General features: G+C 63.4%; 22 protein-coding genes. 16 read left to right on the forward strand and 6 right to left on the reverse strand.

Annotated features, from left to right (window positions below; genetic code table 11):
* Genes A6V37_RS17095 through A6V37_RS17115 form a run of 5 tightly spaced genes read left to right on the forward strand, consistent with a single transcriptional unit; the run spans position 1 to position 4,185 of the window.
* Positions 1 to 711, forward strand: a complete 711-nt coding sequence (locus tag A6V37_RS17095; protein ID WP_064270418.1) for an ABC transporter ATP-binding protein — start codon at positions 1 to 3, stop codon at positions 709 to 711.
* The gene (locus A6V37_RS17100) at positions 708 to 1,574 is read left to right on the forward strand and encodes a branched-chain amino acid ABC transporter permease (protein ID WP_064270419.1); all 867 of its coding nucleotides are present in this window, start codon (positions 708 to 710) and stop codon (positions 1,572 to 1,574) included. The genes A6V37_RS17095 and A6V37_RS17100 overlap by 4 nt, the downstream gene beginning before the upstream one ends.
* Positions 1,575 to 1,583: 9 nt before the next feature.
* On the forward strand, positions 1,584 to 2,678 hold the full coding sequence (locus A6V37_RS17105; protein ID WP_064286150.1) for a branched-chain amino acid ABC transporter permease: 1,095 nt from the start codon (positions 1,584 to 1,586) through the stop codon (positions 2,676 to 2,678).
* 8 nt (positions 2,679 to 2,686) lie between these two features.
* Positions 2,687 to 3,040, forward strand: a complete 354-nt coding sequence (locus tag A6V37_RS17110; protein WP_064286151.1) for a Rieske (2Fe-2S) protein — start codon at positions 2,687 to 2,689, stop codon at positions 3,038 to 3,040.
* A gap of 41 nt (positions 3,041 to 3,081) precedes the next feature.
* Entirely contained in the window at positions 3,082 to 4,185 is a 1,104-nt protein-coding gene (locus A6V37_RS17115; protein WP_064270422.1) for a porin, read from the forward strand.
* Positions 4,186 to 4,238: 53 nt separating this feature from the next.
* On the opposite strand, the gene A6V37_RS17120 is transcribed toward A6V37_RS17115, so the two are convergent.
* Entirely contained in the window at positions 4,239 to 5,033 is a 795-nt protein-coding gene (locus tag A6V37_RS17120) for an SDR family NAD(P)-dependent oxidoreductase (protein ID WP_064270423.1), read from the reverse strand.
* Between the two features lie 398 nt (positions 5,034 to 5,431).
* Between A6V37_RS17120 and A6V37_RS39235 the strand changes: the two genes are divergently transcribed.
* Both A6V37_RS39235 and A6V37_RS17125 read left to right on the forward strand, forming a co-directional pair.
* A complete protein-coding gene (locus A6V37_RS39235) occupies positions 5,432 to 5,935 on the forward strand; it encodes a DUF2778 domain-containing protein (RefSeq protein ID WP_341272028.1) in 504 nt (167 codons plus the stop codon).
* Between the two features lie 73 nt (positions 5,936 to 6,008).
* Positions 6,009 to 6,182 carry a hypothetical protein gene (locus A6V37_RS17125; protein ID WP_242665906.1) on the forward strand — a complete coding sequence of 58 codons (174 nt, stop codon included), beginning with the start codon at positions 6,009 to 6,011 and terminating at the stop codon, positions 6,180 to 6,182.
* A gap of 57 nt (positions 6,183 to 6,239) precedes the next feature.
* Here A6V37_RS17125 and A6V37_RS17130 read toward each other — a convergent pair whose 3' ends face one another.
* The 5 genes from A6V37_RS17130 to A6V37_RS40760 all read right to left on the reverse strand — a co-directional run bounded on the left by A6V37_RS17130 (position 6,240) and on the right by A6V37_RS40760 (position 12,021).
* Positions 6,240 to 8,504, reverse strand: coding sequence for a xanthine dehydrogenase family protein molybdopterin-binding subunit (locus A6V37_RS17130; RefSeq protein ID WP_064270425.1), 2,265 nt, complete (start codon positions 8,502 to 8,504; stop codon positions 6,240 to 6,242).
* Entirely contained in the window at positions 8,501 to 9,049 is a 549-nt protein-coding gene (locus tag A6V37_RS17135) for a (2Fe-2S)-binding protein (protein ID WP_064270426.1), read from the reverse strand. Before A6V37_RS17135 ends, A6V37_RS17130 begins: the two co-directional genes overlap by 4 nt.
* Positions 9,046 to 10,335, reverse strand: a complete 1,290-nt coding sequence (locus A6V37_RS17140; RefSeq protein ID WP_064270427.1) for a cytochrome c — start codon at positions 10,333 to 10,335, stop codon at positions 9,046 to 9,048. Before A6V37_RS17140 ends, A6V37_RS17135 begins: the two co-directional genes overlap by 4 nt.
* A 213-nt stretch (positions 10,336 to 10,548) precedes the next feature.
* Complete coding sequence (locus A6V37_RS17145; protein WP_425262282.1) at positions 10,549 to 11,781, reverse strand: MFS transporter; 1,233 nt, start codon at positions 11,779 to 11,781, stop codon at positions 10,549 to 10,551.
* Positions 11,782 to 11,868: 87 nt separating this feature from the next.
* Positions 11,869 to 12,021: a hypothetical protein gene (locus A6V37_RS40760; RefSeq protein WP_157447882.1), complete on the reverse strand. Its 153-nt coding sequence runs from the start codon at positions 12,019 to 12,021 to the stop codon at positions 11,869 to 11,871.
* Here A6V37_RS40760 and A6V37_RS17150 point away from each other — a divergent pair.
* The 9 genes from A6V37_RS17150 to A6V37_RS17190 all read left to right on the forward strand — a co-directional run bounded on the left by A6V37_RS17150 (position 12,020) and on the right by A6V37_RS17190 (position 22,838).
* Positions 12,020 to 12,940, forward strand: a complete 921-nt coding sequence (locus A6V37_RS17150; RefSeq protein ID WP_082904859.1) for a LysR family transcriptional regulator — start codon at positions 12,020 to 12,022, stop codon at positions 12,938 to 12,940. The two genes, A6V37_RS40760 and A6V37_RS17150, sit on opposite strands and share 2 nt — an antisense overlap.
* Before the next feature lie 323 nt (positions 12,941 to 13,263).
* Positions 13,264 to 13,953 carry a hydrolase gene (locus A6V37_RS17155; protein ID WP_064270429.1) on the forward strand — a complete coding sequence of 230 codons (690 nt, stop codon included), beginning with the start codon at positions 13,264 to 13,266 and terminating at the stop codon, positions 13,951 to 13,953.
* Between the two features lie 143 nt (positions 13,954 to 14,096).
* Entirely contained in the window at positions 14,097 to 15,965 is a 1,869-nt protein-coding gene (locus A6V37_RS17160) for an amidohydrolase (protein WP_064270430.1), read from the forward strand.
* A 51-nt stretch (positions 15,966 to 16,016) separates the two neighbouring features.
* Positions 16,017 to 17,486 (forward strand): mechanosensitive ion channel family protein, encoded by a 1,470-nt coding sequence (locus A6V37_RS17165; protein ID WP_064270651.1) that lies wholly within the window; start codon positions 16,017 to 16,019, stop codon positions 17,484 to 17,486.
* Positions 17,487 to 17,597: 111 nt separating this feature from the next.
* The gene (locus A6V37_RS17170) at positions 17,598 to 18,239 is read left to right on the forward strand and encodes an HD domain-containing protein (protein ID WP_064270431.1); all 642 of its coding nucleotides are present in this window, start codon (positions 17,598 to 17,600) and stop codon (positions 18,237 to 18,239) included.
* A gap of 34 nt (positions 18,240 to 18,273) precedes the next feature.
* Positions 18,274 to 18,522, forward strand: a complete 249-nt coding sequence (locus tag A6V37_RS17175; protein WP_064270432.1) for a DUF1427 family protein — start codon at positions 18,274 to 18,276, stop codon at positions 18,520 to 18,522.
* Between the two features lie 63 nt (positions 18,523 to 18,585).
* Positions 18,586 to 19,542, forward strand: a complete 957-nt coding sequence (locus A6V37_RS17180; protein ID WP_064270433.1) for a hypothetical protein — start codon at positions 18,586 to 18,588, stop codon at positions 19,540 to 19,542.
* On the forward strand, positions 19,532 to 21,070 hold the full coding sequence (locus tag A6V37_RS17185; protein ID WP_064286153.1) for an alginate export family protein: 1,539 nt from the start codon (positions 19,532 to 19,534) through the stop codon (positions 21,068 to 21,070). Before A6V37_RS17180 ends, A6V37_RS17185 begins: the two co-directional genes overlap by 11 nt.
* A 46-nt stretch (positions 21,071 to 21,116) precedes the next feature.
* Positions 21,117 to 22,838 (forward strand): FAD-dependent oxidoreductase, encoded by a 1,722-nt coding sequence (locus tag A6V37_RS17190; protein WP_064286154.1) that lies wholly within the window; start codon positions 21,117 to 21,119, stop codon positions 22,836 to 22,838.
* Positions 22,839 to 22,894: the final 56 nt, after the last annotated feature.

The following is a 22,894-nucleotide window of genomic DNA, read 5'->3' on the forward strand; positions in this document are numbered from 1 at the left end:
ATGTCGGCATTACTCGAAACCCGCGCGTTGAGCGCGTTCTACGGCGACTTTCAGGCGCTGTTCGGCATCGACGTGACGATCGCGCCCGGCGAGGTGATCGCGCTGATCGGCTCGAACGGCGCGGGCAAATCGACCTTTCTGAAATCGGTGGCGGGCCTGCTGCGCCCGCGTGCCCCGGAGCAAATTCTCTATCGCGGCGAGCCGATCGGCGGCGCGTCCGCGCCGCGCATCGTCGGCAAAGGCATTGCGCTGGTGCCAGAGGGACGGCGTCTGTTCGCGAGCCTGAGCGTCGAAGAAAACCTGCTGCTCGGCGCGTTCTCCAAACGGCCGGGCCGCTGGAATCTGCAGAGCGTCTATGAGTTGTTCCCGGCCTTGCGGGAGCGCCGTCACCATGCGGGCACCGCGTTGTCGGGCGGGCAGCAGCAGATGGTCGCGATCGGCCGCGCGCTGATGAGCAATCCCGATCTGCTGATGTGCGACGAACTCTCGCTCGGCCTCGCACCCGTAATCGTGCGCGAGATTTACGCCGCGTTGCCCGCGATCGTTGCCGGTGGCATGAGCGCGATCATCGTCGAGCAGGACGTGCAACTGGCACGGCGCGTGTCGTCGCGTTTCTATTGCCTCCAGGAAGGGCGGGTGTCGCTCTCGGGTGTATCGGCCGAGGTGTCGGACGAGGCGATCACGCAGGCCTATTTTGGAGTCGCCGCATGAACACGTTCATCAATATCGTCGTCCAGGGCGTGCTGCTCGGCGCGCTGTACGGGCTCTTCGCGATGGGGCAATCGCTGGTGTTCGGGGTGATGCGCCTCACCAACACAGCGCATGGCGACTTCATCGTGCTGCTGGTGTTCGTGCTGTTCGCGTTGACGAACTACGCGCATCTGCCGCTCGCCGTGTCGCTGGTTCTGCTGCTGGCAGTCGCGTTCGGCGCTGGCTATGCGGTGCAGTACTCGATCCTCAACCGGGTCAGCAGCCGCGATCCGCTGCCTTCGCTGATCGTCACGTTCGGCTTGTCGATCGTGATCCAGAACGTGCTGCAACAGGTGTTCTCCGCGGACCCGCGGTCGATTGCAACCGGCAGCTTCGAGTCGCAGAGCATCACGCTCGCGGGCGGCATCACGCTGGGCTATCTGCCGCTCGTCACGCTGGCGGCGACGGTTGCGCTCGCCTTCGCGATGCAGTGGCTGTTCGGCCGCACGCCGCTTGGCCGCGCGTTTCGCGCCACCTCGGACGATCGCGAGATCGTCCAGCTGATGGGCGTCTCGTACCGGCGCACCTACGCGCTGGCCATGGGCATCGCGTTCGTGCTGATCGCGGTCGCCGCCGCGCTGTATTCGATGCGCACCGCGGTCTCGCCGACCGATGGCCCGGCGCTCCTGCTGTACGCCTTCGAGGCGGTGATCATCGGCGGGATGGGCTCGTTCTGGGGCACCTTCGTCGGCGGCATGGCGCTCGGTGTGGCGCAGCAGGTGGGTTTCTACTTTGATCCCGGCTGGGGTATCTGGCTTGGCCACGTGGTGTTTCTCGGCGTGCTGGTTGCGCGGCCGCAGGGCTTGCTGCCCAAAACCGCATAGGGGTTCGACATGACGATGCAAATGAACCGGCCCGCAGGGGGCTTTGAAGTGCGGCGCGCGACCCGTGCGAGCCGCGTGGCGATGATCGTGCTGCTGATCGTCGCGCTGGCGGTGGCGAGCGCGCCATGGTGGGCGGGGCGCGATGCGATGCGCGACTTCGTGCAGCTCGCGTCGTATCTGGTGTTCGCGCTGATGTGGAATCTGCTGGCGGGCTATGGCGGGATGGTGTCGATCGGCCAGCAGGCGTTCTTTGGGATCGGTGGCTATGGGATGCTGATTCTCGCCAACTATTGCGGCGTCTCGCCGTTCATCGCGGTGCCGATCGCGGCGGCCATAGCCACGGTGGTGGCGGTTCCGGTGTCGATGGTGGCGTTCCGGCTGGAAGGCGGCTACTTCGCCATCGGCACATGGGTGATCGCGGAAGTGTTCCGGCTGACAGTGGCGAACGTGGCGGTGCTCGGCGGCGGCTCGGGCACGAGCCTGACCGCCTTGCAGGACGTGCCGCGCGCACTGCGCGAATCGCTGACGCTATGGCTTGCTTTGGCGATTGTCGCGGCGGCGATCGGCTTGTTGTATCTGTTCCTGCGCTCGAGGGCCGGTCTCGCATTGACGGCGATGCGCGATAGCGCGGTGGCGGCCGGCAGCCAGGGCGTCGATGTGAAGCGGGCGCGGCTGCTCGTTTATCTGCTGTCCGCGTGCGGCACGGCGCTCGCCGGTGGTCTGTATTTCGTCGGCAACCTGCGTATCTCGCCGGACGCCGCGTTCTCGGTGAACTGGACCGCGTTCGGTATTTTCATCGTGATGATCGGCGGCCTGGGCACGCTCGAAGGGCCGATTGTCGGCGCGCTGATTTTCTTCGTGCTGAACCAGTTCCTGTCCGATTTCGGCACCTGGTATCTGATCGGACTCGGCGCGCTTGCCATCGTCGTGACGATGTTCTTTCCGCAAGGGCTGTGGGGCTTCGTCTCGCGCCGCTACGGGTTGCAACTGTTTCCGGTGGGACGGCGCGTCGTATTTGCCGATGCGGGCGCTTCACAGCCAACCGCGCAGCACGACGCGGCGACGGATTCAGTCGATGCGCCTTCCGCTCCCCACCGCGCATGAGGCCGGCCATGAACGAGGCGAGTCCTGAACCGCAGGCGGGTTTCCTGTGCGCGCTCGACGACATTCCCGACGGCGGCGCGCTTGAAATTCCCGCTGACCAGCCAGGCGCACCCGGCGTCGTGATTCTGCGCCGCGGAGAGAACGCATGGGCCTACCGCAACATGTGTCCGCACTTTTCGATTCCGCTCAACTACGAACCGAACACGTTCTGGGCCTACGACGCCGAATTGCTGATGTGCGCGCATCACAGCGCGATGTTCCGTTTCGAAGACGGCATGTGCGTCGATGGACCGTGCGAGGGTGCGGCGCTTACTGCGGTCGCCATCCGCATCGAACGACGACAGATATTCAATAACGACTGAAGGAGATAGACATGAAAGGAACCAGGCCGAGGCGGCTGGCGATGGCGGGCTGCACGTTTGCATGCATCGCACCGGCGATTGTGCCAGGCACAGCCGGCGCGCAAAGCAGCGTGACCCTGCAAGGCGTGATCGATGCGGGCGTAACGTACGTCAACAACCAGCACGGAGGCGCCGCGACGCTGTTCGACAGCGGCGTGCTGTCGCCGGATTTGCTGACCTTCAAAGGCAGTGAAGACCTGGGTGGCGGAAACAAGGCGGTTTTCGAACTGACGTCGCAATTCGATCTGGGTAACGGCGCGACGATTCCGGGCGCGGGGCAGATTTTTAACCGCACGGCGCTGGTCGGACTCACCAATGACCGCTTCGGCTCGCTGCTGTTCGGCAATCAGTACGACTTCATGTTCGAGACGCTGACACTCGGACTGTATGACGGCGCGTTCCTGTTTGGCGGCATTTACGATTTCCGCCAGGGGCCGTTTGCCGCGCTGGGCGTGCCGAACAATCCGACCGGCTCATTCGATTTCGACCGCATGGCCGGCGCCACGCGCGTGGCGAACTCGGTCAAATATCGCAGCCCGGATATTGCCGGGTTCACGTTTGGCGCGCTCTATGGATTCGGCGGCGTGCCCGGTTCGTTCTCCTCGGACTCGACGATGAGCTTCGGCGCGAACTATGCGCATGGTCCCTTCGGCGTGGGTGCGGCGTATGTGGACGTGAAGTATCCGCAACTGGGCAACGGCCACGACAGCATCCGCAATTTCGGCGTGGGCGCGCACTATAACTTCGGCAGCGTGCTGGCCATGCTGCTGTACACGAACACGAAGAACACGGCCAGCGGCGCTAAGATCGACGTGTACAAGGGCGGCGCGTCGTGGACCATCTCCGGGCCGTGGACGCTCGGTCTCGACTACACGTACATGAAGGGCAACGACGTGCTGCTGGACAACAAGGCGCAGCAGATCACCACGGCGGTGCAATACGCCTTCTCGAAGCGAACGGTCGCTTACGTCGAAGCGATTTATCAGCGAGCGAGTGGTGACGCGGCCGTGACGCGAGCGTGGATCAACGGGTTGCTGCAGCCGGACGGCGCGGCGAGCAACCGGTCGCAGACGCTCGCGCGGGTGGGTTTGCGGACGAGTTTCTGAAGGCGGGAGCGCACGTTGGTGCGCTCCTCCCCTCACGCGCTTTTGTCACATCTTCAAGCAATCGTATCCACCACGCCGCCGTCCACCCGCAGCGCCGCGCCCGTGGTCGCAGAAGCCTGCTGCGAACACACATACACGACCATGTTGGCGATTTCCTCGGTGCTGGCCGGCCGCTGGATGATCGAACTGCGGCGGTGCGCGCGCACGAAGTCGATGCCGACCTGTTCGACGGTTTTGCCTTGTGCCTTCGCCGTCTCTTCCACCATCGCGCGGAAGCCGTCTGACAACGTGGGGCCGGGCAGCACGGCATTCACGGTCACGCCCGTGCCGGCGACCTGTTTCGCGATGCCGCGCGCGACGCTCAATTGCGCGGTCTTCGAGAAGCCGTACGCGAGCATATCGGGCGGAATGTTCAGCCCCGACTCCGACGAGATGAACACGACGCGTCCCCATTTGCGCGCGATCATCCCTTCGAGATAGCCGCGCGTCAGCCTGACGCCGGACATCACGTTGACCTGGAAATAGCGCTCCCAGTCGTCGTCGGTGGTGGTGAAGAGGTCGCCGGGGCCGAACACGCCCAGATTGTTCACGAGAATATCCGTTTGCGGCACGGCTTTCGCCAGCGCGTCGGAGCCCTCGCGCGTGCTGAGGTCGCCGGCGAAACCGCGTAGTTTGGCGGCGGGAACCGTCTTGCGAATGCTGTCGATGGCGCGGTCCACCGCGTCCTGCTTACGTCCATTGATAACGGTGTCCGCACCGGCCGCGGCGATTCCCGTGGCGATCGCGAGACCAATGCCCGCCGTGGATGCACTGACAATGGCAGTCTTGCCCGATAGATCGATGATCACTGACTAGCTCCTTGTAGAGGCGTTACGTTGGTGGGCGACGAAGTATTGAAGGAAAATAAAGTTATATAGCAGTATCGCTGATTCGCAAGCATTTTTCAGTGAGCCGGCAACTGGAACGCGCTGGTTGTAATGTGGCTGCGCTGAGTTAAAAGGGGTAGTTGCCCAAAAACGACTGCGATTGTCGAGGCTGATGTCAGAAAGCGTGGAGCGCAGAGCGCTTGCGGTTAGCGGCCGGATGTTGGTGAGGTCTTAGGACATCTTATCGAAAAGACTTTATATAAAAATTCGGAGTACAAAAGTCAATTATTATCAGGCCTGTCGTAGAGGCAGAGGCGCAATGGGCCTCTGGACTATGCAATTCAACGCAAGGATCAGCAAGTGCCAATTCCAGCATACATGTGACTCAAAGACGATGGTGGGGCAGATATCAAAGGATCCGTTACGGTGCAGGGGCGTTCCCTGCGTTCTCGGGGGATGACATTTATCGCAACCGGGGCGGGTGTACGGCGGTCGTAGGAAAAGGACCATTACCTGCCGGGAAGTATTGGATAGTGGCGCGACCGAGTGGCGGAATCGGTTCTCGATTGGAGACATCGGTCAAGGATGCATGGAATGCTGTCCGCGGAAGTCCATCTCATCATGATGAGTGGTTTGCTCTCTATCGGGATGACGGCCAGATTGATGATTGGACCTGGGTAAGCGGCGTCAAGCGCGGTAACTTCCGATTGCATCCTGCTAGCGGGGCCGGGATTTCATTCGGATGCGTCACCCTGACAAGCGTCGCGGATTTTAGAAGGCTCCGGCAAGCGCTCCTGCATACACCGACTGTTCCAGCCGGCAATTCAGGGATACGTGCTTACGGATGGATCGAGGTAACGACAATTGGTGACACTTGCCCGTAGGCTTTGCAAGTTATTTATCTTCTTCACTTTATTTTTTCTATCGGTTCGGTATGTTCACACCTACCCGTTACCCATGACCCTGGAGCAGCAGCAAATATTGATCGAAATCTCCGATAAGCTCGGAGTGGCCGATTATGAACTGCTTTACATCGGTGCAATGACGGCTATAGACCTGATCGTGGCAGTCGCTCTTTATGCGCTGATAATGAAAATATGGCGGATTCGCAGGAGAAATAGTGCTTCGTGATTCAGGCGAGGCCCCGGCTCCGTGCTGGGGCCTCGCCTTTTAAGGAGTACGCACTCACTATACGTCGATCTGCCGGCGCAGGTTTTCCCCGCCCAGGGGCATGTCGCGCAGGCGCTTGCCGGTCGCATCGAACAACGCGTTGCCGAGCGCGCCGGCGGTCGGGCCCATCGACGCTTCGGCCGCTCCAAGAAAGGGTGCACCCGGCCGGTTGATCAGATGCACATTCAAACTGCGCGGCACGGCGGAATACCGCAGGATCGGATAGTTGCTCCAGTCGAAGCTGCGGATTCGCGTCGTGTCGAACTGCAATTCCTCATAGAGCGTCCAGCTGGCGGACTGAATCACGCCCCCCTCGATCTGGTTGCGGATGCCGTCGGGGGAGACGATCTGCCCCGCGTCGACCGCCACTTCCGCGTGTTCGAGAATCACCTGGCCCGTCTCGCGCACCACGGAAATCTCCACGGCTATCGCGACATACGACATCAGGTTCTTGTACTTGCCGAACGCAAAGCCGACGCCGTGATTCGCCTTGCGCGCGGCGCGCGGCCAGCCGAATTTCTCGGCCGCGAGCTTGATCACGTCGCGCGCCCGCGGATCCTGCATATGCTTGAGCCGGAACGCGACCGGGTCGGCGCCGGCCGCGGCGCTCAGTTCATCCATGAACGTCTCGATCGTGTAGACGTTCATGTGCGCGCCGAGCGAGCGCATGGCCGACGTTTGCAGCGGCATGGTCGGCGAGAAGTTGTTCATCACGTGCATATTGGGGAACGCGTACAGCGGAATCGCGTTGCGGTCGCCGCCGCCTTCGGGCTGCACCATTGGCGTCGACGGCGCCGGCACGAACGGTTTCTCCAGCATTTGCGCCGGAAGGAGCCGCCCCGCGTTCACGATCCGCTCGTTGTGCGAGCTGCTCCACAGCGCGTAGTCCCAGTTGACGATGTTGCCGCCGGCGTCGAGCGACGCGCTCACCTCGGTGACCATAGCAGGTGTGAAGTGGTCCCAGGTGTGTTCCTGCTCGCGCATCCACTGCACGCGAATCGGCTGGCCCGGCATTTCACGAGCGATCAGGGCGGCGTGCGTCGCCGCGTCGTCCGCTGCGTTGTGGCCGTAGCAGCCTGATCCTTCGACGTGAACGCAGCGCACATTCTCTTTCGGCATTGACAGCATCTCCGCGAGCGCATCGCGCAGCGGATAGACGCCTTGCGAGTGCGTCCAGACTGTCATGGTGCCGTCCTTGAACTGCGCGACCGAACAGGACGGCCCGATCGAGCCGTGCAACATGTAGTGCTTGGAGTACTTCGCGCTCAGCGTTCTGACGGGCGCGCCGGCCGCGTTGTGTGTGTTGGCGATCTCGATGTGCTGCGTGGAAATCGTCTTCAGGTCGCGGTGCACATCAGCCGGGTCGGGCAGCTTGCGCCCGGGGCTCCACTCGCTGCCCGCGGCCAGCGCGCGTTGCGCCTGCACCGCCTGCCATTCGCCTTTGGCGACCACCGCCAGCATGCTGCCGTCCTTGATCACCTTGACCACGCCGGGCATCTTTAGAATCTCGGGCGTATTGGTCTGCAGCAGCTTCGCAGCATAAACCGGCGGCAGCACCACGCGCGCGTGCAGCATGCCGGGCATCGACATGTCCTGCACGTAGCTCGCGCCGCCGGTCACCTTGCCCGGAATATCCAGGCGCGGCAGCGAGGTGCCAATCGTGACGAACTTCGCGGGATCTTTCAGCGGCGAGACCGGCGTCGCCATGCGATGCAGATCCACCGCACCGACGGCCTCGCCGTAGGTCATCGTGCGGCCGTCGGGTGCCTTGATGACGGCGTCCTGAACGATCAGCACGCTGCTGTCGACGCCGAAGTGTTTGGCCGCCGCATCGACGAGCAGGCCGCGCACCTGGGCGGATGCGTTCAGCAAGGCGCTGCCGCTGTCGACAATGGTGTGGCTGCCGGCCGTCAGTCCCTCGTCTGGCGAGGCGCCGGTATCGGCGGTCAGGAACGTGATCAGCGAGGGCGCCATGTTCAGTTCTTCGGCGGCGATCTGCAGCAGGGCAGTGCGCACGCCGGTGCCGAGTTCCACCTTGCCGGTGTAGACGGTCACTTTGCCTGCGGGATCGATCTTGATCCAGGCGTCGAGGAACGGATTGGTCTTCAGGCTGCCCGCGAGCGTCTGGGTTTCTTTGGCGACGTGGACCGCAGCGCCTTCGTCGGCAATCACTTCCTGGGCCATCGCCTTGATGCCGGGGAACAGGCTGAAGCTCACCACCAGCGCGCCGGACATCATGAAGCGGCGGCGTCCCTCGTTGATATCGTCTTCTTTGACGCTCATTGCGTGCCTCCGTGAGTCGCCGTGCCTTGATGCGAAACAGGCTGAGAAGCAGGCTGTGAAGCGGACTGAGAAGCGGCGGCAGCGTCCGGCGCCGGCAGGTTCGCCACCTTGCGGATCGCGGCGAGGATGCGCATGTGCGTGCCGCAACGGCAAAGATTCGGCTCCATGTGCTCGCGCAGCTCGGTTTCGGTCGGCCGCGGATTGCGTTCGAGCAGCGCCTGGGCGCGCATGATCATGCCGGCGATGCAATAGCCGCATTGCGCCGCCTGATGCTCGATGAACGACTTCTGCAGCGGGCCTGGGTGCTCGACGGTGCCGAGACTCTCGATCGTGCGCACAGGGCGGTTGCCGATCGACGACACGGGCATGAGACAGGAAAATGCGGGCTGATCGCCCACGATCACCGTGCACGCGCCGCATTGTCCAAGGCCGCAGCCGAACTTGGCGCCGTGCAGATGCAGGTCGTTGCGCAGTGCGTAAAGCAGCGGCGTCGACGGATCAATATCCAGCGCATGCTTCACGCCATTGACGGTAAGGTTGATCATCGCGCGTTGTTCTCCTTTCTGACCTTGGCCACCATCTCCTCGACGTCCTTCCACTCGCCGCGCTGCGAATAGGTCGCGCGAATGTAGTACACGAGGTCGGCGATTTCCTGGTCGCTGTAGATTTCGCTGAAGGCGGGCATATAGTTCATGCGGTCCTCGCCGTGCCAGCCGTTGCCGCTGAGAATCATCTGGGCGGCGTTGCGTGGGGTGCTTGCGTTGACGGCGGTGCTGAACGCGAGCGTGGGCCGCTCGCCGATCGATTGCATCGGTGCGGCGGGGCCATGGCACTGCGCGCATGAGGCGGCGAACAGGACCGCGCCGCGTTGCGCCGCGGGCGACGGATCGGCGTGATCCGCGCTGCCCGCGGCGGCGTTCAAGGTGGCCGGTTGCGGTTTCTGAATCGACAGAAGGTAAGTGGCGATCGCCTGCACGTCTTCTTCAGGCACCGTGGCGAGGTCGCGCGTGACCGGCAGCATCGGACCGGCCGCGGCGCCATGTTCGCTGGCCCGGCCGCTGCGCAGATACATCACGAGCTGTTCCTTGGTCCAGGGCTTCGGCGCCGCACCGAGTGCATTGAGCGGCGGAGCTTCCCAACCGTCGACGATACCGCCGTCGAGCGCATGTCCCGTCTTTTCGCCGCCAATCGCATTGAGCGGCGAATGGCACGAGGCGCAATGACCGAGGCCGTCCACCAGCAGCTTGCCGCGATTCCACTCGGCGTCTTGCGTGGTATCCGCGGCGCGCTCGCCGGAGCGCAGGAACAGAATGTTCCAGAAGGCCAGCGGCGGCCGGAAGTTCAGCGGAAAAATCAGGTCGTTCGGCGGCGCGACCGCGTTGACCGGCTCGCGCGACATCAGATACGCGTAGGCCGCCGCAATGTCGCCATCGGACATGCGCGTGAAGTGAATATAAGGAAACGCGGGGTACAGCAGGTGGCCGTCGCGGGAGACGCCGTAGCGCACCGCACGCGTGAAGGCTTCGAGCGACCAGCTGCCGATGCCGGTTTCGACGTCGGGCGTGATGTTGGTCGCGTAAATGGTGCCGAACGGCGTGGCGAGCGGCAGGCCTCCCGCGAACGGCTGGCCGCCCTTCGCGGTGTGGCACACGATACAGTCGCCGAGCGCCACCACGCGCGCGCCGGCGAGCTTCGTCTGCGTGTCGAACGACGATGCCGCCGGCGGGCTGATCGGGGCGATGGCGGGTCGCCACATCAGCAAGGCGGCGACGATCGCCGCGGCCACGATGAGCGCACCGCCCACCGCGAGCAATCGGGACTTGCGAGTCATTCCAGCACCTGGTCGAGAAGATCTGATTTAAAGAACACGGGCGCGTGACCCCGTGCGTCATTCCGATAAATGACTATGTGATAAATGACGATGCCGACCAGCGTATCGCCAACGTCATGGAATTTCCTGAATCCACTCTGAAATGTTATTAAGGGGAAAACGCGGGGAAACTCGGGAACACCCGGACAGCGCGCTGCCCGGGCAAAGATGCATTTAAGCGATGCTGGCCGCGTGCGCACGGCCAATCGCGAGGTAGTGCGCCAGTGCGATCAGCGGGAAGGCTGTAGCGACACAGGCGACCAGCGGCCAGCCGCCGTGTTCATAAAGCGGGCTGGCGAGCGCGGAACCGAAGGCGCCGCCGACGAAGATGCTGGTCATATACAGCGCGTTCAGACGGTTTCGGCTCGCCGCATGCAACGCGTAGATTTCACGCTGGCCGAGCACCATGTTCATCTGCACGCCGAAATCGAGCACGATGCCGGTCACGACGAGCCCGGCCACACCCCACGCCGGATGGATCAACGCCGGCAGGTAGGCGATGGCGCCCACCACGAGCGCAATCAGCGTCGCGCGCACCGTGTGGCCCGCATCGGCCAGGTGTCCGGCCACCGGTGCGGAGGTTGCGCCGATCGCCCCGACCAGCGCAAAGACGGCGATGGCGGTTTGCGAGAGTCCGTAATGGCGCGTCAACTCGACCGGGATCGCGGTCCAGAACAGGCTGAACGAAGCGAACATCAGCCCCTGATAGAACGAGCGGTGGCGCAGAACCGGCATGGTGCGGACCAGATGGCCGAGCGAGCCGATCAGCTGGAAGTAGGTGGCCTTGTGTTCCGGCTGGCGCGACGGAATGGTCAGCGCCAGCACGCTGGTGACGATCGCCATCAGCACGGCTGCGGAACCGAACACCGCGCGCCAGCCGAAGTGCCCGGCCACGAGGCTCGAGAGCGGACGCGACAGCAGAATGCCGAGCAGCAGGCCGCTCATGATGGTGCCGACCACCTTGCCGCGCGACTCGTCCGGCGCGAGGTGCGCGGCGAGCGGGATCAGTATCTGCACGGCCACGGAGCTGAAGCCGACCAGCAGGGAGATCGCGAGGAACCAGCCCGGCTGCTGCGCGAAAGCCGCCGCGCCGAGACTCGCGATCGAGACGAGCGCGGTGGTGATCATCAGCTTGCGGTTCTCCAGCAGGTCGCCGAGCGGCACGAGAAAGAACAGGCCGAATGCGTAGCCGATCTGCGTGAGCGAAACGATCATGCTGGCGGTATTGCCGGACATGTGAATGTCCGGTGCGATCAGTTCGGTGATCGGTTGCGCGTAGTACAGGTTCGCGACGATTGCGCCGCAGCAGAACGCGAACAGCGCGATCAGACTGCGCGTCATCTTGACGTGGCCGAGGTGGCCGGGGTGGCCTTTGCCGCCCGCCGTGGTGGATGCCTGAGGTGACATGTGAACTCCTTGAGTAAAAAATAAAGGGCGGACGTTAGCGGGCTACGTTCATCAACCGGTTGCCGAGTGAAATGCCCAGATCGGTCATCAGCTTGCCGCGTCGATCTCCTGATTGCCGGCGGCGGACAGCAGATTTGGCAATGAATGTAGCTTATGCGTTGCGTTGAATTTATAGAATTGGTCTAGAATGCAACTCGGCGTTGCGTTGTGCGCAATCAAACGATCGATAAGGCCAGCCATGGACAAACTCCTCGCCCTGAATACGTTGCTGGAAGTGGCCGACGCCGGCGGTTTCTCAAAGGCCGCACAACGTCTCGGGGTCGCCACCTCATCGATTACGCGTCTGATGGATTCGCTGGAGAGCTCCCTCGGCACCGCACTGCTGACCCGCACGCCGCGCAAGGTCAGCCTCACGGACGCCGGCATTGCCTACGTCGAGCAGGTCAGCAAGGTGCTCGACGATCTGGCCGAGGCGGACGAGAGCGTCTTCGACAGCGGCGCGTCGCCGGTCGGCTCGTTCAGAATTTCGGTGCCGTCCACCTACAACCGCCTGCGGCTCGCGCCGCAGCTGGCGGCCCTTCTTGCCGCCCATCCGCGCGTCTTTCTCGACGTCGTCGTGGCCGATAACTTTGCCGATCTCGCGCTCGACCGCATCGACCTCGCGATCCGGATCGGGCGGCCTGATCGTGACGCGAATCTGATCGTCAGAAAGCTCGCGGACAATCCACGCTACGTGGTGGCAAGCCACGACTACCTCGAGCGCAGCGGCACGCCGGAAACACCGCAAGCGCTCGAAACCCACCAGTGCCTGCGTGTCGCGTATGGCGGCGGCTACCGCACCCGGCAGATCTGGGCTTTTCGCCAGGACGGCGCCGAGCAGTGCGTCGAGGTGCGCGGCCATCTGTTATCGAACAGTCTGGACATGCTGCTCGAGGCCGTGATGGCGGGATGCGGCATTGCGTTGCTGCCCGAATGGCTGGTCGGCGCGGAGATTCGCGCAGGGCGCCTGATGCGTCTGTTCGAAACCTTCGAGGCGAGCCCTCATCGAGGTGATGCAGTTGTCTATGCCGCCTATTTGCCCAATCGCCGGCACTCCAGCAAAGTGCGCGCGCTCGTTCAGTTTCTAGAAGCACGGCTTCACACCTCGCCCGAAGGCTGAACGGCAACGGGCCCGCTTGGGTTGCTTCGATCATGGCGGAGTCATATATGGTTTGCGTTCGTCACTGCGCTGATCGCAGTGTAGAAACGCAGCGCCCATAAAGTCCTGCAGAAAATATGAAATGTTCTGAGACGTCGGCGGTGAGGGGCCGGGTCGGGATGAGTCGGGGTCCGGTGTTCGGTAATCGATTTTTAAGAACTATTAAGGTTTCCGGAAAGGACTCTTTAGAAGGCCGTCGATAGAATGAATTCCAGCTCTTCCCGCACTCCCGTTAAGTGCGGTATGTGGCCCGTGTTCACTCATTCTCCAGGACGTACATAGCCATGGCAAATCCGAAACTCGAAGTTCTCACGCCTGCCAACTCGCAGATCATCTTCATCGACCACCAGCCGCAAATGGCGTTCGGGGTCCAGTCCATCGACCGTCAGGTCCTCAAGAACAACGTCGTCGGCCTCGCGAAGGCTGCGAAGGTGTTCAACATTCCGACCACGATCACGACGGTGGAATCGGAAAGCTTCTCGGGTTACACGTATCCGGAGCTGCTGGACGTGTTCCCGGGTCACAAGATCCTCGAGCGCTCGTCCATGAACTCGTGGGACGACCAGAAGGTCCGTGACTCGCTCGCTGCGAACGGCCGCAAGAAGGTGGTGGTCGCAGGTCTGTGGACCGAAGTGTGCAACAACACCTTCGCTCTGTGCGCGATGGCCGAAGGCGACTACGAAATCTACATGGTCGCCGACGCATCGGGCGGCACGTCGAAGGACGCGCACGACTACGCGATGCAGCGCATGATTCAGGCCGGCGTGGTGCCGATGACCTGGCAACAGGTGCTGCTCGAATGGCAGCGCGATTGGGCGCACAAAGAGACGTACAACGACGTCATGGCGATCGCCAAGGAGCACTCGGGCGCGTACGGCATGGGCGTGGACTATGCCTACACGATGGTGCACAAGGCTGCGCAGCGCACGTCGGGTTCGCATGAAGTGCTCGCACCGGTGCCGGCCAAGAAGTAAGCAGTCGCACCTATCGCTTGAGGGTGCGGCCCGCACCTTGTGCGGGCCGCGTCGACCCCCGGATCTATCGAGCATCCACCTGCACCGGCGTGCAGGTGGATGCCGCGGCATTCGAGCGCGCAGCGCTCCCTATGAGGATCACCATGAATTCCAATACTTCCCAGCCAACACCGGCCGAGGTCGTGTTCTTCAACGGCAAGATCGCGACGCAGGATGACAAGCGGTCATTCGCCGACGCGGTGGCCGTCGCGAACGGCCGCATTATCGCGTCGGGATCGCGCGAAGTCGTGATGCGTCACGTGAACGCCTCGACGCGTCAGGTTGACCTCAAAGGGCGCACGGTCATCCCCGGTCTGAACGATTCCCACCTGCACATCATTCGAGGCGGCCTGAACTTCAACATGGAGCTGCGCTGGGACGGCGTGCCGTCGCTCGCGGACGCGCTCGACATGCTGAAGAAGCAGGTAGCCCGCACGCCGGCGCCCCAATGGGTGCGCGTGGTGGGCGGCTGGAACGAATTCCAGTTTGCCGAGCGCCGTGGACCGACGCTCGAAGAAATCAATGCGATTGCGCCGGATACGCCGGTGTTCATTCTGCATCTGTACGACAGCGCGCTCCTGAATGCAGCGGCGCTGCGCGCGGTCGGCTACACCAAGGACACGCCCAACCCGCCCGGCGGCGAGATCCAGCGCGACAAGCGCGGCAACCCGACCGGCATGCTGATCGCACGCCCGAACGCCGGCCTTCTGTATGCGACGCTCGCCAAAGGGCCGAAGCTCGCACCGGAAGATCAGCGCAATTCCACGCTGCACTTCATGCGCGAACTGAACCGTCTCGGCGTGACGAGCGCGATCGACGCGGGCGGCGGCTATCAGGCTTATCCGGACGACTACGCGGTCATCATGGATCTCGCGAAGCGCAACGAATTGACCGTGCGTATCGCGTACAACCTGTTCACGCAGAATGCGAAGAAGGAAATCGAAGACTTCGCGAAATGGGTGAAGGTGACCAAGCCCGGCGACGGCGACGATTTCCTGCGCGTCAACGGCGCCGGTGAAATGCTGGTGTTCTCGGCAGCGGACTTCGAAGACTTTCTCGAGCCGCGCCCGGACCTGCCGGATACGCTGGAAGCCGAGCTGGAAGCGGTCGTCAAACTGCTGGTGGCGAATCGCTGGCCGTTTCGCCTGCACGCCACGTATAACGAATCCATCGAGCGCTTCCTCAACGTGTTCGAACGTGTAAACGCCGAGATCCCGTTCAACGGATTGCGCTGGTTCTTCGACCATTGCGAGACCATTACGCAGAAGAACATCGAGCGGGTGCGTGCGCTCGGCGGCGGCATCGCGATCCAGCATCGGATGGCCTTCCAGGGCGAATACTTCATCCAGCGATACGGCGAAGAGGCCGTCAAGCGCACCCCGCCGATTCGCCACATGCTCGACGCCGGCCTGCCCGTTGGCGCGGGGACAGACGCCACGCGCGTAGCGAGTTTCAATCCGTTCGTGTCGCTGTACTGGATGGTGTCGGGCAAGACGGTCGGCGGCACGGCGATGTATGCCAGCGAAAACCGTCTGGACCGGATGGAAGCGCTGCGCCGCTACACGGTAGGCAGTGCATGGTTCTCGAACGAAGACGACCGCAAAGGCGCGCTGGTGCCGGGACATTTCGCGGACTTCGCGGTGCTGAGCGAAGACTACTTTACCGTCGACGAAGACCGCATCAAGTTCCTCACGTCCGCGATGACGGTGGTGGGCGGCAAGATCGTCTACGCCGACGACGAGTTCGCGCCACTCGCACCGCCTGATCTGCCGGTCAGCCCGTCGTGGTCGCCGGTCGCGGAATTCGGCGGCTACAGCCGCTATAAGCCGACGGCGGTGGCATGCGTGGATGGCTGCGTGAATCTGTGCGGCGTGCATGCCCACGCACACGGCTGGGCGTGGCGCAAGAACGTCCCGGTCAGCGATTCGAACGGCTTCTGGGGCGCATTGGGATGTAGCTGCTTCGCGTTCTGACCGGTACGCGTTTGTGCCACCACGCGTACGACCACGCAAGCGAGGACCATGATGCCGACCCTGACCGACGGTGTGCTGTTTGGGCTGGGCATCCTGGTCCTCGATTTCCTTGCATGGCGCTTCATGGACCGCAAGAGCGGCCAGATGCGGCTCGCCTTGCGTGCCCTCATGTTCGGTCTGTCGACCTACGTGCTGTTCCGCTCGGGGATGTATCCGCTGCGCGCGGCGCCCTGGCCGGACGAGCCGCTGCGCCATCTGCTCGCGCAGTTTCTGGAGGTGGTCTGGTGGTTGCAGGGTGCGCGCCTCGTGATCATCGTGCTCGATCGCGTGGTGCTGCCCGAGACGTGGCACAAGGAGCGCCTGTTCCAGGACGTGCTGGGCGCGCTGGTGTTCATGGCCGCTGCGGTGGGGGCGATCGCGTTCGTGCTGCAACTGCCGGTGAAGGGCCTGCTCGCCACCTCCGGCGCGCTCGCCGTGGTGCTTGGCCTTGCGATCCAGAGCACGCTCAACGATGTGTTTTCCGGCGTCGTGCTGAACGCCACGGAGCCGTTTCAGATCGGCGACTGGGTGACGATCGGCGACGTGGAAGGCAAAGTGGTTGAAAGCAACTGGCGTGCGACGAGCCTGCTGAACAGCCAGGGCAATATCGTCGTGATTCCGAACAGCGTGGCGGCGCGCACCAATATCGTCAACGCCAACGAACCGTCGCATACGCACGGCATCAGCATCGTGCTGCCGATCAAGCCGACCATCCGTCCCGCGTTGGTGCTCGAGGCGCTCACCAATGCCGCGGCCAGTTCGGCCGACGTGCTGACCGATCCCAAGCCGCTCGTCAGCGTGCGCCGCGCCACCAACGACGCGATCGAGTACGAGATCGTCTGCTACGTCGACGCCCTGAGCAAAAAGATCGGTGTGCGCAACGACCTGTTCGATCTCGCGCACCGGCATCTGCTGTCCCACGGCGTCGTGTTGCGGCCGCTCTCGGTGCCCGAGCCCATTCTCGACCCGGCAGACGAGAAACATCGCCTGCTGCGCAATGTGCTGATCTTCCAGACGCTGGAACGCGAAGAGATCTCGCATCTCGCGGCGCAATTGACAAAGCACGAGTTCGATGCCGACGACGTGATCTACACCGCGGCGGACGAGGGCGGCCACGAGCTGCATATTCTGGCGCAGGGCGTCGCGAAAGCGGTCGTGGCGAAGGGCGGCCGCGAGGTCGAACTGCGCAGGCTTGCGCCGGGTGATTCGATCGGCCAGTCGGGCGTTCTCGCCGGCGTGCGGACCGCGATCGTCGTGCGTGCCATGACCCGCGCCACGGTGTTCCGGTTGGACAAGAGCGCGTTGACACCGGTGCTTGCGCAGCGCCCGGAGGTGGTGAAGGAAATGTGCCGCCTGCTGTCGGAACACCATGCCACCGAGGAGCTGGTGCTTGCCGCGCCGAGCAGCGTGGAGGAGAGCGCCGGGGGTTTTCTGCAATGGATACGCGATGGCGTGCGGCGTTTCCATGAACTGTCGTTTTGAGCGGGTTCATGGAGTGCCTGCGTCAATTAAGTGTTTTTAAGAATTCGCCAAAGTCTTAATGGCTTTAATCCGATACGCTGCATTGGACAGGTGCTCCTTGGAGGAGTTGAGATGAGGAAGACCATTGCCGGCGTCGATATTCCCGACGGCGTCATGGCTCGGGCGGCGACCGAACAGATTCGGGGCACGGAGTCGGAGTTGATGTTCCAGCATGCGCTGAGAGCATTTCTGTTCGGTGCGCTGACCGGGTATCGCGAGAACCTGGCGTTCGACGCCGAGCTGCTGTATGTCGCCGCCATGTTTCACAACGCCGGTCTGAACGCGAAGTATCAGCGCTCGCCGCACCGCTTCGAGGTGGACGGCGCGAATGCCGCGCGCGATTTTCTGCGCCAGTACGACGTCGCCGACCATTCGATCGACGAAGTACGGTTGGCGATCGCCTTGCACACGACGCCGGGCATTCCGGAACATCTGTCGCCGCTGGTTGCGCTGCTCAGCGCCGGCGTGCAAATGGATGTTCGCGGCGCAAGCCATGACGCATTCACCGCGCAGCAGCGCAATGAAATCGTGCAGGCCTGTCCGCGCGAATGCGGTTTCAAGAAGAAGATCATCGAAGCTTACGCGCGTGGCATGGAGCATCGTCCGGGGACCACGTTCGGCACGGTGAATGCCGACATTCTGGACCGGTGGGATCCGAATTATCGGCGCCTGAATTTTTGCGGACTGGTGCTGGGATCGGACTGGCCGAATTGAAAGTTGAAGAGTGTTTCAAGAAAGGACGGATAGCATGGGTTACATCATTTCTCTCGGAGTCGGCTTCGGCGTTGGACTTCTCTATTGGCTACTCAAGGTGCAGTCGCCGGCGCCGCCACTGATTGCGCTGGCCGGGCTGCTCGGCATGGTATTGGGCGAACACGCCATACCGGTCGTCAAATCGCAGCTGTTTGCGCAGACGACTGTTCAGAGCGCAGCGCCGGCGCCGGCCGCCGCACCGAAAACATCGGCGGTGCAGGACGCGACCAAGCAGGGCAGCTGACCCGGCACCTCGGTCGATCCGAGTTGGACCCTTCATACATTGCTAATTTATTTGAGTAATACCATGTTCAAACCGCTTTATCGTCTCCGCGCACTGGCGTCCGTCTGCGCCGTGGTACTGATTGGACTGACACCGGCTGCATCCGCATTCGCCGATAACGGGCAGCCGGAGGTGGCAACCGGAAAACCCGCGGCCGCCGCCGTCGCGCGGCACCCCGACGTATCGGTGGGTGCGCAGTACGACACGACGCACGTGTACGTGGCGTCGGCCGATCTCGACGCGTTCGTGACCAGCTTTCTCGCCACCTTCGGCGGCAAGGCATCGCCACGTGCGGTGTTCACGGTGACGCCCACGCCGAGCAAGACCGCGTCGCAGTACGTGCAAACGCCGGTCGGCATGCTGTCGGTGTTCGGTTTCGAAACGGCGATTCCGTATCCGTTCGGCAATGAGCGAACCGGCTATCTGGTCACCGATATCGACAAGGCGGTGCAAGCCGCGCGTGCGGCCGGCGCCGACGTCGTCGTCGAGCCGTTCGACGATCCGATCGGCAAGGACGCGATCATTCAATGGCCGGGCGGGCTGACGATGCAGCTCTACTGGCACACCAAGGCGCCGAACTATGCGCCGCTGCAGAGCGTCCCGGACAACCGCGTGTATGTGTCGCGCTACGAAGTGGACAACTTCGTGCACCGCTGGGTGCGTTTCTCGCACGGCAAGGTGGTGTCGGACGACAAGAATGCCGATGCAGGCGTGATCGGCCGGCCGGGCGAGACGATCCGTGTGATCCGCATCAAGTCGGGCTTCGGCCAGATGATCGTGTTCGTCACGGACGGCAAGCTGCCGGTTCCGTTCGGAACCGAAACGACCGGCTATAGCGTGGACGATGTCGCCCAGACGATCGAGCGCGCACAAGCGGCCGGCGCGAAGGTGCTGTCCCAGCCGTACCACAGCGCGACGGGCACGACTGCCATGCTGGAGTTCCCGGGCCGGTACATCGCCGAAGTGCACGATGGCAAGTGAATCAATCATCGCAAAGCCGTTGAAGTCACTGAAGGGACGTAAGTGCGCGGCGCGTGTGTTCGCACGGCGCGCCGCCCGTGCCTTGCTGATCAGCACGGGTCTCGCGGCAGCGCTGCCGGCGTGCGCCGCGGACACCGCGCTCGGCGGTGCCGACGATACCTCCGCGGCAAGCACCGCAACGGCAACGGCAGCGGCGGCTTCCACGAGTGCGTCGTGTGCGCGGCCGGCCATCATGTTCAACCGCTGGCAGGAGAACTGGTCGGTCCTCGCGAATCCTTGCGTGCCGAAACGCCCGCTCGATTCGCTGAAGTACATTCCGCTGTTCGGCAATCCCGACGCGTACATCTCGCTCGGCGTGGTGCTCCGGGAACGCCTGGAGGTGAACGACGCGCCGCTGTTCGGTCTCGGATCGGGACACGACGATACGTATCTGCTGCAACGCCTCGACGTTCATGCGGATATCCGCCTCGGCCCTCACGTGCAGATTTTCACGCAATTCGAAGACGCCCGCCCCTACGGCAAGGACAACGTCACGCCGGTCGACAAGAATCCGCTGGACTTGCGCCAGGCGTTCCTCGCCATTACCGAGCCGCTTGGGCCGGGTACGTTCAAGTTCCGCGTCGGCCGGCAGGAAATGGCGTTCGACTTGCAGCGTTTCGTCTCGGTTCGCGATGGCCCGAACGTGCGCCAGGCGTTCGACGCGGTGTGGGCCGACTATGAAACCGGTCCGTGGCGCTGGATCGCCTATGCGACGCAACCGGTGCAGTATCGCGACAATTCCGATTTCGACGACATCTCCAATCGCGATCTGACGTTCAGCGGCGTGCGCGTGGAGCGCAAGGGCGTGGGCCCGGGCGATCTGTCCGCGTATTACTCCCGCTACAACCGCAGCAACGCGCGCTTTCTCGACGCGATCGGCGGCGAGCATCGCGACGTGTTCGACGTGCGCTATTCGGGCAATGTCAACGCCATCGACTGGGACGCCGAGGGGATGTATCAGACGGGCCATGTCGGCAGCAGCACGATCGGTGCGTGGGCGGTGGGCTCGCTCGCCGGCTATACGCTGAAGGCCGTGCCATGGACACCGCGGATCGGCCTTCAGGTCGACGCCGCGTCGGGCGACACGCATCCGGGCGACGGCCGCGTCGGCACGTTCAATCCGCTCTTCCCGAACGGATACTACTTCGCGCTGGCCGGCTATACCGGCTACTCGAACCTGATTCACGTCAAGCCGTCGCTGATCCTCAAACCGAACAGCAAGCTGTCGCTGCTGGCCGGCGTGGGGCTGCAATGGCGCGAGACCACCGCTGACGCGGTCTATCAGCAAGGCTCGGCCGTCGTGCCGGGCACAGCGGGACACGGCAGCCGCTGGACGGGTTTCTATACGCAGCTGCGCGCCGACTGGGCGGTCGCCGCGAATCTTGCCGCCGCGCTTGAAGCCGTGCATTTCCAGGTTGGACCGTCGCTGCGCGAACTCGGCGCCCGCAATTCCGACTACATAGGCGCGGAACTGAAATTTGGCTGGTAGAGGCACAGAGGCACGATCTTTCAGCCGTGCCAGATGAGGTCATGTGATGAACACTTCCGATTTATCCGCCGACGCGATGACAGCGTCGGAACTCGATGTACCGAACTCCTCGCTGGAGTACCGCCGGCACCAGATGTTTCCCCGCCTTTCAGCGGCGGAGATTCAAAGTTTGCGGCGCTTCGCGCGGCCCATGTCGTTCAAGTCCGGCGAACTGATCTTCAAGACGGGGGAAGTCGCGCTCGGCCTGTTCGTGTTGCTGAGCGGGCGCGTGAGGATCTATTCGCTCGACAGTTTCGGCCGCTCGACGCTCGTCACCGAACATGAAGACGGGCACTTCATGGCCGAGATGGCGCAGCTCTCCGGCAAGCCGGCCCTGATCGACGGCATCGCGCTGACCGACGTCGAGACGCTCATGATCGAGCCGGACAAGCTGCGCGCGCTGATCGTGGCCGATGCGCAACTGGGCGAGCACATCATGCGCGCGCTGATCCTGCGGCGGCTTGGACTGATCGAGCAGGGGCTCGGGCCGATCATCGTGGGCGACGGCGACTGCTCGAAGCTGGTGGGGCTGCAGGGTTTTCTGCGGCGCAATGCCTACCCGGCGACGGTTGTCGACGCGCGCAGCGATCCCGAGGCGATCACGCTCCTGAGCGGCATGACGACCGGCCCCGACGACTTTCCGCTGGTGTTCTGTCCGAACGGCAATGTGCTGCGTGCGCCGGACGAGGTCCAGCTCGCGTCGTGCCTTGGACTCGTGCCGACCTTCGAGCAGTCGCACGTGTATGACGTGGCGATTGTCGGCGCCGGGCCTGCCGGGCTGGCGGCGTCCGTCTACGCGGCCACGGAAGGCCTGTCGGTTGCCGTGTTCGATCAACGTGCGCCGGGCGGCCAGGCCGGCGCCAGCTCGCGCATCGAGAATTACCTGGGCTTTCCGACCGGCATTTCGGGCCAGGCACTCGCCGCGCGGGCGTTCCAGCAGGCGCTGAAGTTCGGCGCGCATCTGGCGATTCCCGGCAAGGTCACGTGCGTGAGCCGTCACGAAGGCATCTTTCTGCTGGCGCTGCTCGACGGGCAGCGCATCAGTGCCCGCACGGTGGTGGTCGCGAGCGGCGCCGCGTATCGCAAGCCATCGGTGAACGGCTTCGAGCGCTTCGACGGTCGCGGCACGTTCTACTGGGCGTCGACGATCGAGGCCAAGCTGGTGAAAGGGCAGGACATCGTGTTGATCGGCGGGGGCAATTCCGCCGGGCAGGCGATCGTGTTTCTCGCCAACTTCGCGCGCAGCATCCGCGTGCTGATTCGTGGCAAGGATCTCGAGGCCAGCATGTCGAAGTACCTGATCGACCGGATCGGCTCGCTGCCCAACGTGACGCTGTGCACGCGCTGCACGCTGCATGCGCTCGACGGCGACGAAGCCGGACTCACCCACGTCCGCGTCCGCCACGAGCGCGAGGATGACGACGAAGTCGTCGCGACGCGCCATCTGTTTCTCTTCGTCGGCGCGGACCCGAAGACCGATTGGCTCGAATCGAGCGGCGTGGAGCTCGATAACCGAGGGTTTGTCGTGACAGGCTTTGCCCGCAACGAGCATAGCCTGCCCGAAGGAGGCGAGCACTATCCGCTCGAGACCAGCTTGCCGGGCATGTTTGCCGTTGGCGACGTGCGTTCGGAGTCGGCGAAACGGGTGGCCGCGGCGGTAGGAGACGGCGCAGCCGTGGTCGCTCAGATTCATGCCTACCTGAGCCAGTTGAAGGCTGCAATCGTGTAGGTCCGTCCTGCTCACGCAATCGGGCTGTAGGCGCAGCATGCGATACTCTTTCTCAC

It is taken from the genome of Paraburkholderia ginsengiterrae (assembly GCF_001645125.1).
Lineage (GTDB): Bacteria > Pseudomonadota > Gammaproteobacteria > Burkholderiales > Burkholderiaceae > Paraburkholderia > Paraburkholderia ginsengiterrae.

Coding starts and splice junctions, on each gene's coding strand:
- A6V37_RS17095 (WP_064270418.1), top strand. CDS start 1: ATGTCGGCATTACTCGAAACCCGCGCGTTGAGCGCGTTCTACGGCGAC.
- A6V37_RS17100 (WP_064270419.1), top strand. CDS start 708: ATGAACACGTTCATCAATATCGTCGTCCAGGGCGTGCTGCTCGGCGCG.
- A6V37_RS17105 (WP_064286150.1), top strand. CDS start 1,584: ATGACGATGCAAATGAACCGGCCCGCAGGGGGCTTTGAAGTGCGGCGC.
- A6V37_RS17110 (WP_064286151.1), top strand. CDS start 2,687: ATGAACGAGGCGAGTCCTGAACCGCAGGCGGGTTTCCTGTGCGCGCTC.
- A6V37_RS17115 (WP_064270422.1), top strand. CDS start 3,082: ATGGCGGGCTGCACGTTTGCATGCATCGCACCGGCGATTGTGCCAGGC.
- A6V37_RS17125 (WP_242665906.1), top strand. CDS start 6,009: ATGACCCTGGAGCAGCAGCAAATATTGATCGAAATCTCCGATAAGCTC.
- A6V37_RS17130 (WP_064270425.1), bottom strand. CDS start 8,504: ATGAGCGTCAAAGAAGACGATATCAACGAGGGACGCCGCCGCTTCATG.
- A6V37_RS17135 (WP_064270426.1), bottom strand. CDS start 9,049: ATGATCAACCTTACCGTCAATGGCGTGAAGCATGCGCTGGATATTGAT.
- A6V37_RS17140 (WP_064270427.1), bottom strand. CDS start 10,335: ATGACTCGCAAGTCCCGATTGCTCGCGGTGGGCGGTGCGCTCATCGTG.
- A6V37_RS17145 (WP_425262282.1), bottom strand. CDS start 11,781: ATGTCACCTCAGGCATCCACCACGGCGGGCGGCAAAGGCCACCCCGGC.
- A6V37_RS17150 (WP_082904859.1), top strand. CDS start 12,020: ATGGACAAACTCCTCGCCCTGAATACGTTGCTGGAAGTGGCCGACGCC.
- A6V37_RS40760 (WP_157447882.1), bottom strand. CDS start 12,021: ATGGCTGGCCTTATCGATCGTTTGATTGCGCACAACGCAACGCCGAGT.
- A6V37_RS17155 (WP_064270429.1), top strand. CDS start 13,264: ATGGCAAATCCGAAACTCGAAGTTCTCACGCCTGCCAACTCGCAGATC.
- A6V37_RS17160 (WP_064270430.1), top strand. CDS start 14,097: ATGAATTCCAATACTTCCCAGCCAACACCGGCCGAGGTCGTGTTCTTC.
- A6V37_RS17165 (WP_064270651.1), top strand. CDS start 16,017: ATGCCGACCCTGACCGACGGTGTGCTGTTTGGGCTGGGCATCCTGGTC.
- A6V37_RS17170 (WP_064270431.1), top strand. CDS start 17,598: ATGAGGAAGACCATTGCCGGCGTCGATATTCCCGACGGCGTCATGGCT.
- A6V37_RS17175 (WP_064270432.1), top strand. CDS start 18,274: ATGGGTTACATCATTTCTCTCGGAGTCGGCTTCGGCGTTGGACTTCTC.
- A6V37_RS17180 (WP_064270433.1), top strand. CDS start 18,586: ATGTTCAAACCGCTTTATCGTCTCCGCGCACTGGCGTCCGTCTGCGCC.
- A6V37_RS17185 (WP_064286153.1), top strand. CDS start 19,532: ATGGCAAGTGAATCAATCATCGCAAAGCCGTTGAAGTCACTGAAGGGA.
- A6V37_RS17190 (WP_064286154.1), top strand. CDS start 21,117: ATGAACACTTCCGATTTATCCGCCGACGCGATGACAGCGTCGGAACTC.